The 13,627-nt window shown below is 41.8% G+C and carries 12 protein-coding genes; 1 reads left to right on the top strand and 11 read right to left on the bottom strand.

The features are described 5' to 3' along the window. Positions 1 to 247: 247 nt before the first annotated feature. The 6 genes from ABD930_RS06315 to rhuM all read right to left on the bottom strand — a co-directional run bounded on the left by ABD930_RS06315 (position 248) and on the right by rhuM (position 4,501). Positions 248 to 790 (bottom strand): very short patch repair endonuclease, encoded by a 543-nt coding sequence (locus tag ABD930_RS06315; protein WP_345230868.1) that lies wholly within the window; start codon positions 788 to 790, stop codon positions 248 to 250. 1 nt (position 791) lies between these two features. Continuing rightward, complete coding sequence (locus tag ABD930_RS06310) at positions 792 to 1,586, bottom strand: HNH endonuclease (protein ID WP_345230867.1); 795 nt, start codon at positions 1,584 to 1,586, stop codon at positions 792 to 794. A gap of 574 nt (positions 1,587 to 2,160) precedes the next feature. Continuing rightward, positions 2,161 to 2,436 carry a hypothetical protein gene (locus ABD930_RS06305; RefSeq protein WP_345230866.1) on the bottom strand — a complete coding sequence of 92 codons (276 nt, stop codon included), beginning with the start codon at positions 2,434 to 2,436 and terminating at the stop codon, positions 2,161 to 2,163. A 155-nt stretch (positions 2,437 to 2,591) separates the two neighbouring features. Further along, the gene (locus ABD930_RS06300) at positions 2,592 to 3,191 is read right to left on the bottom strand and encodes a DUF6088 family protein (RefSeq protein ID WP_345230865.1); all 600 of its coding nucleotides are present in this window, start codon (positions 3,189 to 3,191) and stop codon (positions 2,592 to 2,594) included. Positions 3,192 to 3,338: 147 nt separating this feature from the next. Beyond that, entirely contained in the window at positions 3,339 to 3,905 is a 567-nt protein-coding gene (locus ABD930_RS06295) for a DUF3885 domain-containing protein (RefSeq protein ID WP_345230864.1), read from the bottom strand. A gap of 491 nt (positions 3,906 to 4,396) precedes the next feature. Next, the gene (gene rhuM / locus ABD930_RS21840; protein ID WP_425571109.1) at positions 4,397 to 4,501 is read right to left on the bottom strand and encodes a RhuM family protein; all 105 of its coding nucleotides are present in this window, start codon (positions 4,499 to 4,501) and stop codon (positions 4,397 to 4,399) included. A gap of 434 nt (positions 4,502 to 4,935) precedes the next feature. On the opposite strand from rhuM, the gene ABD930_RS06290 reads away from it, so the two are divergent. Then, positions 4,936 to 6,315 carry a retropepsin-like aspartic protease gene (locus ABD930_RS06290; protein ID WP_345230863.1) on the top strand — a complete coding sequence of 460 codons (1,380 nt, stop codon included), beginning with the start codon at positions 4,936 to 4,938 and terminating at the stop codon, positions 6,313 to 6,315. Between the two features lie 126 nt (positions 6,316 to 6,441). Here the strand turns inward: ABD930_RS06290 and ABD930_RS06285 are convergent, their stop codons facing one another. From ABD930_RS06285 to ABD930_RS06265, 5 genes are all read right to left on the bottom strand, one after another. Next, positions 6,442 to 7,914, bottom strand: a complete 1,473-nt coding sequence (locus tag ABD930_RS06285; protein WP_345230862.1) for a sodium:solute symporter — start codon at positions 7,912 to 7,914, stop codon at positions 6,442 to 6,444. A 10-nt stretch (positions 7,915 to 7,924) separates the two neighbouring features. After that, complete coding sequence (gene murQ, locus ABD930_RS06280) at positions 7,925 to 8,740, bottom strand: N-acetylmuramic acid 6-phosphate etherase (RefSeq protein WP_345230861.1); 816 nt, start codon at positions 8,738 to 8,740, stop codon at positions 7,925 to 7,927. Positions 8,741 to 8,847: 107 nt separating this feature from the next. Next, positions 8,848 to 10,077 (bottom strand): exo-beta-N-acetylmuramidase NamZ family protein, encoded by a 1,230-nt coding sequence (locus ABD930_RS06275; protein ID WP_345230860.1) that lies wholly within the window; start codon positions 10,075 to 10,077, stop codon positions 8,848 to 8,850. A 40-nt stretch (positions 10,078 to 10,117) separates the two neighbouring features. After that, positions 10,118 to 11,350, bottom strand: coding sequence for an exo-beta-N-acetylmuramidase NamZ family protein (locus ABD930_RS06270; RefSeq protein ID WP_345230859.1), 1,233 nt, complete (start codon positions 11,348 to 11,350; stop codon positions 10,118 to 10,120). Continuing rightward, the gene (locus ABD930_RS06265) at positions 11,317 to 13,608 is read right to left on the bottom strand and encodes a DUF6259 domain-containing protein (protein ID WP_345230858.1); all 2,292 of its coding nucleotides are present in this window, start codon (positions 13,606 to 13,608) and stop codon (positions 11,317 to 11,319) included. Before ABD930_RS06265 ends, ABD930_RS06270 begins: the two co-directional genes overlap by 34 nt. Between the last annotated feature and the right edge of the window lie 19 nt (positions 13,609 to 13,627).

Below are 13,627 nucleotides of genomic sequence, written 5' to 3'. Positions count from 1 at the left end.
ATCTCAAAGGACTAATTTGACTACTTTATTCCTTGCCCTAAAGTGTTATTAGATTTTTTGACAGGAATGTTAATTTGGGTTTCAAGCCCATACTTCCCAGTGCTATTGGAGAAGGGAGGTAATATTGAGCTTCTGCTTCAATGTATTAGCATAATAAGGACATACGCGTTTTTTGTACTTTTGTAACACTTATTCTTGACAGGATTACAACAGTACATAAAGAAGTGGGTTGCCATAAAGAAACTTTTTAGCTTAATAACCATGGGATCTTTGTTTCTCGGGCAGCCTCTATATACAACATGATTTGGTTAACAACTCGATCCGTATTTTTAAGTACATCTTCAGACCAAAAGCGAAACACAACATATCCCATTGCTTTTAATTGTTCATTATGTATTCTATCTTTCTGCATATTTCGCTCAATTTTAGGCACCCAGAATGCTCTATTTTTATTTAGCCGGGCCCTTAGGTTTTCCCAATCATACCCATGCCAAAACTCCCCATCAATGAATATGGCAAGCTTATATTTTTTGATAACGATATCGGGCTTACCGGCTAAGGTTTTGTCGTGCAACCGGAATCTTAAATTTTTGGCCCACAAAGCCCTACGGAGCATCAACTCGGGTTTGGAATTTTTACCTTTAATTTTTGACATGATCTTGCTGCGCTGCTTGGTGGTATAGAAACCTGCAGCTTCATCAAAGCGGGGTACTTTAATGGGTTCTTCGCCTATGGGATGATATGCCATGGTACAAATATAACGGTAAAGGCCAAGGAATAGTTTGGCCATCCTATCGTTTAAAAACGTGCTCCCGATGCCATATCAGATTCTCCTGCTCTGGCCAATAGGTTCTGTTATGAGGTAACCATACTTTTTTGGATTTTAATTGAGCTAAGCTGTAAGGGTGTTCGGTATTTTCCTGCAAATGCGGAGAAACCAATATCTCCAAATCAGTACCAATGCTCAGCAACCCTCTATCAAAGGCGCAGTGCATATTAGGGCAAAGGGCAATACCGTTATTTACTTTATCATCATGGCTAACACGGAATGGAACAATATGGCAGGCATCTATAAAGTTACGGCTGAATGGTGAGGTTAACCGCATGCCGGTAAATGCACAGGTATCGTTATAAACCTGTGGAATGTATTTTTTAAACAGCCCACTACGTACAAATACTTCCTCTTCGGTATGGATGCTGATCTTTTTTAGCTTAGCCTCCGGCTCATTCAGCACATAACCTTCCACCTGATGCAGAAACCCATCACCGATCTGCTTGTGTTTCAAAAATACGGCTTTGGTATCGGGAAAGTATTTATCCAATAAAAACTGCTGTAAAACAGTTCTATCCGTTATTTGGAGTAGCAGTTCAAAAAGATCGGCCTTCATAGTGCCATAGGCTAATAGCGCTTTTAGGGTGTTTACACTCTTGATGTGCGCGTTGATCTGACAGCCGGACTGGGGTACCAACATCCAAAAAGGTTCGCCTCCTACCCGATCGCTCTGTAGGTAATAGAATGGTTGGGTAAAATCAGCACTATGGGGTGTGGTGACCAACAATCGCCAATTCTCTAAAAAAGTGCCCACCAGTTCTGGCGTGATGTAAAATCGATTGTCGGTTACCCATCCCTTTTCTACCAGCTCTATTAAAGAAAGCAGTAATACTGGCGCTTGGCAAAGGCCTGTAAATATTGCTGTAAGGTATGGGTATATGGCGGCATCGATTAATTTTGTAAGGCTAAGATAGTACTTACATTGGGCAATTGAAAGCTCGGCATTTTCTTATACATCGTTAGGTAGTATCACAATCTGTAATACCTAAGTACTGCATAGGGAAAATGAACTAGTCACAACTTGTTACCGGTTTGAACACGTTTACGGATTTACTTTTGATGTAATAACCCTCTTTTTTGTTCTGGATTGCCCGAACGATATTTAATATAGTTCAAAAATTTGAAACATATCGCTGTAATTTCTTATTCTTTCAATATTTTAAAATACCCGCCTCTAGTTCCTACTCGTTGAATACACCCTTTATCTTTGACAGCGTCTAAAAGCTTCTGTACAACAGATTCATCTTCAAATCTTGAGAAAGGTTCTAGGGCCATTCATAAAAAAACAAGATCAAGAAGAATATAATCGTTTGAAGCTTGTGATGGTTTTATAGCACATGGATATACTTACCTATTCGTTCCAATAACAATTCAAATTCAGGCTGTTCCCTGTAATACAAAGGTTTGGTTTTAATATAACGTTCTCGAAATCTTTTCCGCTTTTCTGGTGCCGAAAGGAGAAACGCCTCATTTTTCTGCATAGGTATTTCATAATCCTTTTTAGGAAATCTGCTTTCTTTATGTGCATGGTAAGCATCACTATCTATAAGTTCCTGAATTGCCGGCAAGCCTAGCAAACAATATACATCGTAATACTGGCCCATCAAATTTTGACGTTCTTCGCCACTTTCTTATTCCTGTCTATATTTAGTGGCAATAGTTTGAAGTTTTTCAACCAGTATATAACCTGGATGATAACAAGGTTTCCTTTTCCAGAATACGGAGAAGGTCTGAAAATTCTTTTCTTTCGTGAAGATATTTAGTGGACATGTTCAGTTGGCTTCATTTCGGCTAATGTAGATTCAAATATTTTTTTTGTTTTCGAATGTCCATACTCCCGTAATGCATACTTTAGCTTGTTGAAATTCATGGTTTTTGCTTTAGACAGCGCATTCTGTAAAACCATCTTACGATCTTCAGCAAGGTCATCAAGATGATTAACTAAATCGATCAAAAGAAATTCAGGTGTAGCCTTTTTTGGAAAATAAGGTGTTTTATGGAAGTAGAACTTTCTTCCGTTCAGCACAACCTCACCATGGCGCTTTCTATTATAAACTACACGCTTGTTGTATAATTGCGTTGTACCTATACGCAAGGTATTGTAACTATTAGGCGAGGTCAATAAAAAGTTGTCATCCTTAAGAAAACTACGGACCAATGTATCATCATCCGGAGGTACAGCTCCAAAAACAGATTGCTTCGGAAAATAATACAAACCCTGCGCTACCTTTTCGAGCGTTCCTTCATTGACCAATTCTGCCAAATGCCTGTCTACAGCATTAGAGTATTTAGTTAAGTCTTCTCTTCGATATACTTTACCTGCCTTGAGTTGTCCTTTCAATCCAGCGGCTCTATTCATAACAAGACCTCTTTTATTACCTATACGTTTATAAAGATAGAAAACAAGGCATCCGATTGCAAGAGATCCAATTCAAATTTCATGCGCCAATCAATCATGAGAGCTCTAAGAGACAGGCTAAACTTAGCCCCTGAACAAGGAAAATAATTAACAAAGTTGAGATGAAAGTTTTCTGTCCATCCCCCTATCATCGTACATGTGAAAAATAATGCGTTTACTGGTGTTTATGAGGTAAATGTCTTTTGATGAAAGTGGCTCCTGCCCTAGTTGTGGATGTTGTTCTGGAAAATCTTTATGCGCAATGGCACTTAGCAACGAAACAACATCAAGTCTGCCGACCGTTGTTAGAACAACAGCCCGGTTATAAACGTCGCCTTTATCATGATCATACAGTTGACGTAAAACACTAAAGGATATTTCATTTTTCTTTAACTGCTTAATGCATTGAAAACAGAAATTCCTAAAATGTATTTTTCGCCTCTTATATCGAAAATCGGTTAGTACGAAAAAAAGCGAATCTGCCGGTTCGAATACTTCTTCGAATAACTGGGTTGCCCGATGAACCACTTCTTGAAAATAGGATGTGGTTCCTACCTCGCCATGCTGCAAATTGAAACGCAGTGCCATGGGCCAGTTATAAAAAAGAGGCTGTTTAAGGGTTAAACCATTGAAATGATCTCTTAGAAAATATTTTAAATATTGATTCAGGTGCATAATTTATACTTCCCTACCAAGATAGTTGTTTTTTTGGAGGTCACAAATTGTGATCTCATAGGCAGGTGTAAGTGCCCATAAAGCACTATCTTTGCTGAAAGAATCAATTTAAACTGAGATGTATTTCAACAACCGCTTAATAACCGTTATAGTACTGTTAGGTTTCTGCATATCCGGCTAAATACCCTTCTTCTGGAGCGGAATGTCCGTGAAAAACAGTTACACTTGGTGAAAAGTTATTATTTTCCATACTGAAAAATGAATTTTAATTACCACAATTTGTGAAAAATAATTATGAAATCCGAAGAACGATTATAAAACCATATTTTTTATGATTTTTTCATTTATCATTAAATCTTAAGAAGTATTCAGAAAGAACCAACAAGTTAGTTTTATTAGACGTATCATTGTAATTTCCTCCTCCTGCTTGCTTGCAATTCGTCGTTCATCGTGAAGCCTTTAACGATGTATTCCCGTAAACGAGCAGTGGTTCACTGCCTAAACTTGGTGCCCTGATGGCTCTTGACACGGTAGCCAACCGAGATAATGACATCGAGGTTGTAATAATTGGTTGGCTTGGTAGAAAAATCGGAAATTCCGATTTTTCTCTTTACATCTTCTTCTATTAACTCGCCCTACTTAAAAATATTGAGCACATGTTCATTAACAGTGGATTTAGATTTTTGAAACAACTCACTCATTTGTTCTAAGGTCAAATATCAGGATATTATGCTCGAAGAGGTGGTAATATCACGATTGAAGATAATGTACTGATTTTTCCCATTTATCAGGTTAATTAAAAGACGGCCTAAATTCCGATGGAGAAACCGATGTGCGGTTTTTTAAATAAACGATGAAAGGACTGTGAATTGTCGGCTTAATAGAAATAATCAAGCTGGCTCCGAAAAAAAATTTTTGGGCATAAAATATTTGGCGATTGCTGATTGTTTACAGAAGGATTTTTCTATTTTAGAAGACTCCTAGATTCGGTAAGAGGTCAGTATCCTATACCCTAACTTTTTTTTGTAATATGAGAATATATTTATCTTTATTAATCCTATTGGGTTTTAACATGTTGTCTTATGGACAAATACAACGCAACTATGCGCAAGAGCTTTATGATTTATTACTGAAGGGGAGAAATTTTGAAGCCAGAGAATTTAAGTTACAGCATAAAGATCAATTACCACCAGATCTAGACTTGGTATATAATATGCATATGTCGCTTGCATTTAATAAACCTGACAGTACCATCATCTACTTGGAAGAATTTTTAGGAAATCCGCAACGTGTCCACACTATAGGACCTGTTGTGGGGCAATACTATGTTCGACTATGTGAGACTTATGAAAGCAAACAACAATTCGAAAAGTCCATTTCTGCAGTTGAAAGGCACATAAATTATTTGAAAGAAAATCCTTACTCCTTGGATGCTGAAACCATAAACAAAGAAATTGGAGAAGCGCAGATCAAAATATCTTTATTGAAAGAGAAGCTTAAAAATGAGCCGATAAGGAGATTAATACGAGATGAGAAAGACAACGAAATAAAGCTTAAAGATAATGTGCATATTCGATTTGATGCTCAATATAATGGTCATACGGTAGAAACGTATTTTGATACGGGTGTCACGGAGTTCTGTATGATGGAGAAAGAGTTGGCTGACGAGATTGGCGTTAAATATAAACCCAATCAAGACAGTGTCCATTCATTAAACGGAAAACCAATTAAAGCAATCGAAGGGTATCTGGATAGTATTGAATTGACCGGTATAAAGCTTTATAATATACCTGTGAGTGTAGTAATTGATAAATTTATTTCAAATATACCTAGTCATTTAAATCCTGATTTTAGACAAGATTTAGCGAACAACTTACTGAAAAGCAAGCAGGTTCTTTTTGGGCTTCCAACAATGAAGATGATAGGTAGATTTGAATTTGATTGGAAATCAAATACGCTAGTCATTCCACAAACAAAAGAGCAAAAGTCTATCAGAAGAGGTCTGGACCCGAATATCATGTTTATTGTAAATGCGCCATATCTTAATATGAAAATAAATGACACAGATTTTATCGGCTTTTTAGATTTTGGCGCTGATCATTATCTGTTTTTAACATACCCGTACTTTTTCAAGTCAAATTGTGATTATGTAAAATATAACACCGAAAAACAACCCTATTTCCGTACTGGATTTCTGGGGGTCCAAGAAAATATGGAGCGGCAAAGAGTGGAAAACCCGCAAATATATTTTGATGGAAGAAAGATTGACACTACTAAGCCCCAGAGAGAAGTGTATACAATGGCCAATATCAATAATTTTGATGGTGAAGTTGGAGTCAGTTTTTTTAAAAATACGTTCTCTAAAACAGTTATTGATTTTAATACAATGACTATCGAATGCGAAGATTGAAAGATGAAAAAAACTAAAAACCCCTGACACAATAAAGGTACAAATATTTTTCCATGCCGGTTGATTATTGCATTTCTTACTATGGAGATAAATCTGATCGAAGCAGCCACGGGTAAATCCGCATCATTATCCCTTCTGTTTATTTATAGAAGTGCAAAATAAAGCCAACATTGTTAGGGCACCATTGTAAACAATTAACTCAAAACCAACGACATAATGCGTATAGGGTATCAAAATCGCTTTATTGATCAGGTAGCATAAAAATGGGGCGATAATACAGATGAAGGGAACAAAGTGATCGTTAGCTTTTCTGCGTGTAAGTATGCCGAAAGCGAAAAGTCCGAGCATAGGACCATATGTGTAGCTGGCGGCAGTAAATATAGCATTTACAACCGAATCGTTGTTGAGCATACGGAAAGCAACCACTACCACCAATATTAAAACCGAAAAACCAAGATGAACCCAGTTTCTTGTTTTTATTAGAGTCGGTTCATTTGGGTCAGTTTTTTTATTGAAATGGAGAAAATCAACGCAAAAAGAGGTGGTAAGTGCTGTCAGTGCAGAGTCTGTAGTAGCGAAAGTTGCTGCGGTTAAACCGAGCATAAAGATGATGCCTGGTAATACCGCGAGGTGTCGAAGGGCTATTTCCGGATAAAGGTAATCCGGTGTCAGTAGGCTAGCAAGCTGTATGCCCACTTGTGCTGCATAGAGGTATAATAGGGCGCCTACCGCTAAAAAAAACAAATTGACCATCAAAAAAACGCCGGTAAAAGTCAGCATGTTTTTTTGGGCTTCGCCGATTGTTTTCATGCTGAGGTTTTTTTGCATCAGGTCCTGGTCTAGTCCGGTCATAGCAACGGTCACAAAAATCCCGCCGATAAAGTGCTTCAAGAAGTGCTTGTTATTGTCCGTGAAGTGATCCCAGAAAAAGATTTTTGAGTAGGAGCTGTGCTTGATCGTTTCGAATGCATCAATGGCAGAAAGGTTGAGGCTGCGGGCGATAAAATAAATAGAAAGCACTACGGCAAGTACTAAAAAAAATGTTTGCAACATATCAGTAACAATGATAGTTTTCAGTCCGCCTTTACTAGTATACATCCAGATGAGCAATAAGCAGAGCGCAACGGTAACAAAGAAAGGGATATGCCATTCATCGAATATGTAGCGTTGTAAGATGATGACGACCAAGTAGAGCCTGAATGCTGAACCGATCGTACGGGATACTAGAAAAAGAAAGGCTCCGGTTTGATAGCTCCGCTTGCCGAAACGAGACTCCAGGTAAGTGTAAATAGAAGTGAGGTTCATCCGATAATATAGGGGAAGCAATACGTAGGCAATAATCATAAAGCCCACAGCATTTCCCAATATAAACTGGAAATAGCTGAACTGGCTAAGCCCCACGGCTCCCGGAACCGATATGAACGTCACTCCGGAAAGAGTTGTGCCGATCATCCCGAAGGCCACCATATACCACTTGGAGTTTCGGTTGGCAAGAAAAAACGTCGTATTATCGGCCTTGCCACGGGCGGTGGCGTAGGCTATGGTCATGAGTATGCTGAAATAGCAGATGAGAAAAAGTAATAAAAAGGTAGGAGTCATGCTATTTTAATTAATGCTTATCGGCATGAAAATGTTCCAATGCTTCACGCACACTTCCATACTTTTCAAGAAGTGCGGTAGCAGTTTGGATATCGGCCTGCGTTTCCTGCTGAATGATGCGGATCCCACGGTCGAATAATTTACGGTTGCTTAATTGCATATCCACCATTTTATTACCCTTTACCCGGCCCAGCTGAATCATGATAGTAGTACTGATCATGTTCAGGGCGAGTTTTTGTGCTGTGCCTGCTTTCATGCGGGTCGATCCGGTCACAAATTCCGGGCCTACAATTAGCTCGACGGGAAACTGTACTGCCGCTGCGATAGGGCTTTGCGCGTTGCAAACGATGCATCCGGTAGTTAAACCGGCTTCATTGGCTGCGTTTATACCGCCCAGAACATAGGGCGTTTTCCCCGATGCAGCAATACCAATAAGGGTATCTTTTTCGTGCACATGGTAGTGTCCCAAATCTTTCCATGCCTGTGTTTCATCGTCTTCGGCAAATTCAACCGCATGTTGTATGGCGTGGTCTCCACCGGCAATAAGGCCAACAACCCAGTCTGTGGGAATACCGAAAGTGGGTGGACATTCAGAAGCGTCTAAAATGCCTAGGCGGCCACTGGTACCTGCACCGATGTAAAATAAGCGACCTCCCTGTTGCATGTTCACCACTGTTGCACGGATGAGCTGTTCGATTTGAGGAATCGCCTGTTGTACGGATAGGGCCACCTGTTGATCTTCCTTGTTGATGTTTTGAAGTGTTTCCAGCACCGACATTTGTTCTAAGTGCTTGTAATTTGATTCTTGTTCTGTAGTTGTTATCATTTTTTTACCTTACCGATTGATAGATGATACCTGCATGACCATAAAAAGGTGGTGAATTATGTTATGCAGGCTTTTGTCATTGAAAGAAAAATTTATTTGAATAAAAATTAGTGAGATACTTTGGGGTAATCGGGATAAAGGAGGTATTTCGCCCTTGTTTTTTTATAGTTCGATAGTGCCGGTTCCCAGCTACTGCGAATCTCTGCTACACTTTTGCCTTCACGGATCTGCTTTTCCAGTTGATCTGTGCCGGCTAGCAGACTGAACGATTGACGGAAGAAATGGGCCTTATCCGGATAGGCAGCATATAATTCTTTTAGCCATGATAAATTAATCCGGCCGCTGTCAATGAATAATTGGGTGTCGTATTTCCGTAGGTCTAATCCATAACAGATTTGTCCCAGATACTTCGGCTTGTCTACCATCCCTGGAATTACCTGAGGGGTGAATGAAAAAGTATACTTGTTTTTAAGGGCCGGACTACCAATGACGGCGAAGGGGTTCATGGTGCCACGGCCTTCGCTAATGGCCGTTCCTTCAAATAAGCAAGTAGAAGGGTATAAGTAGATTGCGTGCTGTGTGTTGAGGTTGGGTGATGGTGGGATAGGTAAGACATAAGGCTTGCCGTGGTGGTAATGTTGAAGCTTGATCACGGTGAGTTTACAAGTGAGACCTTTAGGCAACCACCCTTCGCCATTAATCATACCGGCATACTCTCCGAAGGTGAGTCCGTGTGTGATGGGAATGGGATGGAGACCGACGAAGGATTCGAATCCTTTTTTGAGTATCGGCCCGTCAACATAGGCATCGTTTGGGTTTGGACGGTCCAGAATAAGGAGTTCTATCTGGTTTTCTGCACAGGCCTCCATCAGGTAATGGAGGGTGCTTAAATAGGTGTAAAAGCGCGTACCCACATCCTGCATATCAAAAATGAGCACATCGATGCCCTGCATATCTTTTTTTGTGGGTTTATACTTCTTACCATAAAGTGAAACCAATGGGATGCCTGTTTTTTCGTCTATATCGTCTTTCACCGTTGCGCCGGCACTGGCACTTCCGCGAAAACCATGTTCCGGTCCAAATCCCTTCACAATCTTAACACCCAACGCCAATAAGGTGTCGAGGGTTGATTTACCATTGAGCTGTGATGTGTTGTTGATGGCTAGTGCCACCCGTTTTCCCTGCAGTAGGGGCAGGTAAGCCGCGGTCTGTTCCACACCCAATATAACCTGGCTGCTGTCACGCGGGAGATTCGCCGAACTTACAGCGTTCGAAGTAGATAGCACTGCCACTGAGGTAAGTACTAAAAACAAATATAATAATCGGTGTTTTCTCATAGTGCTTTTGTTTTAAAGGGTTTTTATGAAAAAAATAAAATCATGGATATAGAATATATTTTTCTCTTATTTTTTTGAATTTTTCTAGTCCGTCTTGCCAACTTTTCCTGATCTCATTTTCCGAGAGACCTGCCTTGATCTGTTTCCGTAGACGTGTGGTGCCAGCTTGCAGGTCAAAATGAATAACCGTATCGGGGCCGTTCTGAGCTTCGCCATTAAAAAAGTGCGCTTTCTCTGGATAATTTTCATACAAAGAAAGCAGCCATTTCAGTTGTAACTTTTTCGATCGGATGATGGTATCCAGACTGATTTGGCGCAGGTCCATGCCATAGCAGGTATCTCTCATGTGCATGGGGCGTTCGGCTACGTGTGGAATGGGTTGGGGAACGAATCTGAATGGGTATTTGTCTTTTAAACTAGGAGCACCCAACAGCTGAAAAGGTGTGCCCGTTCCTCTGCCATCGCTGATAATGGTTCCACCAAACCAGCATAAAGAAGGATATAGGATAACCGATCGCTGGGTATTCAGGTTTGGCGACGGAGCTATAGGCAGGGTGTACCCCATACCATGACGGTAATGTTGCATAGTTATCACTTTTAAGTTGCACTGGATGCCGTTTTTCAACCAATGCTGTCCATTAATCATTTGTGCATATTCACCCAAGGTCATCCCATGAACTATCGGTATCGGATGCATGCCAATGAACGAACTGCAGTTGGCTTCACGTACGGGGCCATCTATGTAACCATCGTTCGGGTTCGGACGATCTAATAACAAGAGCGGGATCCCTGATTCGGCACAGGCTTCCATCACATAATGTAACGTAGAGATATAGGTATAAAATCGCACACCCACGTCTTGCATATCGAACACCATGATGTCTATGTCGGCTATATCTTCTTTAGGCGGTTTTACCTGTTTCCCAAATAATGATATAAACGGAGTGTGTGTTTGGGGGTCTTCCGAATTGTCTACATCAGTTGCCGCGGCCGTTTGGCCGTTTACACCGTGTTCCGGGCCGAAAGCCCGAACCACCTGTACCTTCCTTGCCAGCAGTGTATCTATCAGGCGAGTTTCACCCACGCGTGAACTCTGATTAATCGTTAATCCTACTCGCTTTCCTTGCAAGAGTGGTAAATAGGTATCTATCCGTTCTGCTCCCAGCACGAGACGCCGGTTCGTCTCTCTTTCCTGGCTAGCCAGTATACCGCACGCCAGAAAGAGCGTTACACAAGCCGCTATGACGGATCGGGAACAAATTCTACGTAGCATATATCTTTTTTAGGAATTTCAAATTGAACAAGGGCCTCACCGTTCCGGTAGGTAGCCAGTTTTCGAGTACCTACTCCGTCATGCACGATGATGGTTCCCGATGGAGCAATACCATACGAAGCGCAATCCACGCGGAAATTTACCTGGAAATTACGATCGTAAATACTGGCAATGGCCACTGCCAAATGCCGGTCGGCAGATTTCCATGCAGCGGTATAGATCTGTGGGAAAGTTTTTTCAAAGCGGGTTACTTGCTCGTTCTGTCCGGCGTAGATGGAAAGTTTGGAAATCGGCATTCGCTCGTTTGGTACCATCATCGTGGGCGTTTCCATCATGCTTCCATGCAGAAAAAACTTCAGTCCGCTCTGCCTCACCTTTGCTAACTGCCGTATGTAATCCATTTCATCTGGTCTGATACGATCGAGAAGGGCCTGGTAATTGGCAATGGTAGGCTGCATCCCCCATATGTACGAGCGGGCCTGTTCCATCAAAAACTGTTTGTTAAAGGCTGTGTCCAACGGTGTTTCAGCATCTTTAGGTGCACGTTCGCGCGGCCACATTTCGTCGTATGGCGGTGAAAGTAAGGAAGAATAGTTACCGAACAAGATACCATACTCATGATAAACGGCTTGAAAAAGGGGAATGGTCTGCCAACCATGAATACCGGCATAACGTTCCCGACTGACGGGCAAGGCCAGAAAAGCATCCAGGTAGGGAAGCCAATTTTCGCCGGTGCCTTCGCCAGTTAAAACCTGCTCGCCATTGGTTGGAAAGACATGTCGCACCTGGCTTTGTTTTGCCGCAAAGCCTTTTATCCAATAGTTTCCACCCCCTAATGTGTGGCCGTGGCTAGGATCATAACAGGGCATATTGATGCAAGCCTGATCCATATAGATACCATCAACACCGTACTGGTTAATAGCCGTATCAGCAAGAGATGCGTAGTATCGCTGCCAAAAATCGGTACCATCGCACATATTGGCCAGCGCTTTGTTGGTAAATATGTTGTACACATGGCTATAGATATTTCCATTGATGTCTTTTGCTGCATAACGAGCCGCATGCTTGTATTTCCAGCTGGTGGTTGATGTTCCCCACGCCAGCGTGTTCATATAGACAAGTGATCTAATGCCTTTCTGTTGTGCAGTGTGCAGCGCCTTTTCGAAATTAGCTTTACCATCACGAGGTGGGAAAAACTCCGGAAAAGAGTCATCGTAAGAGCCACCGTGCCACCAGTGCCATAAAACACTAACGGGAGTTTCCAAGGTTTCCTGCAATTGTATGGCTGGTTCGAGCACGTTTTGGGCCCTTCCACGGTTCCATATCCAATAACCAGTGTGCTGTAACCATTGGGGTACTTTACCCTGCTTCAAGCGGCTATTCTTGCTCCATACCTGTCGTACTGCCCATTGTTTATAAAGCTGAGCAGCTTGGAACCAATTGCCTTTGAAACTACCGATGAGCAAGTCATAGTCTGGCGTAAAATCAGTTGTTTCCTTATTGTAATCAGGGAAGAGATCGACACCATAAAGAAGCTGCTGCTGGCGGTCTATGGCCATAAAGAAGGTCTTGGCATAGGAGGCAGAGTCGGTACAGGCTAGGTACAGACCAAATCGCTGTGGATTGTATAGCGATACAAATTGCATCGAAAGAAAACCGGGGTAGGCCCATGTAAAGCGTCTTCTTTCAGGTTCATGAGCAAGCAGCTCTTTACGTGGATCAGCTAATAGTGATCCCATCCAGTCTGGAACGGCCAGTGCTTCCTGCTGCAGATCACGTATGCCGGCCACACGCGGGAAGCTTACTTTACGTAGCGCTGTACCTTGCGTTCCATTTACCCGGATGCGCCAGGCACTCATGGCCGAATCGGGGAGCAGGCTAACGCATACGGTAACAGCAAATGCAGTGGGCAATTGTTCGAAGTTGCTCCAGGTAAGTTCCAGTGCGTTGGCATCGCGCTTATAGGTAAATGATCTGGCTTCAGCAGCCTGCAAGACGCGTTGCGTCGCTCCGTCGCCGAGCGTAATTTCCCAGGGGGAACCCTCCTCCCGACTGGGCTGGATGATCTTACCATCCTGCTCACGAAGGAAATGAATAGATCTGAGCAGCCCATCAGACGCACCGAAAACAATGTTCATCTGTTCATTTACCAGTGTTATAAGTTGTTTTTCAGCGGCATTAAGCTGCAAGTCGCATAGCAGAACCAGTAGGATAAGTCCAGTATAGCGCATTTGTTTTATAATAAGATTGACTAACATATAGAGCACGTTTTTACGC

Source organism: Olivibacter ginsenosidimutans (assembly GCF_039542865.1).
Taxonomy (GTDB): Bacteria; Bacteroidota; Bacteroidia; order Sphingobacteriales; family Sphingobacteriaceae; genus Olivibacter; species Olivibacter ginsenosidimutans.
This window is presented reverse-complemented; position numbering and strand designations above follow the sequence as displayed.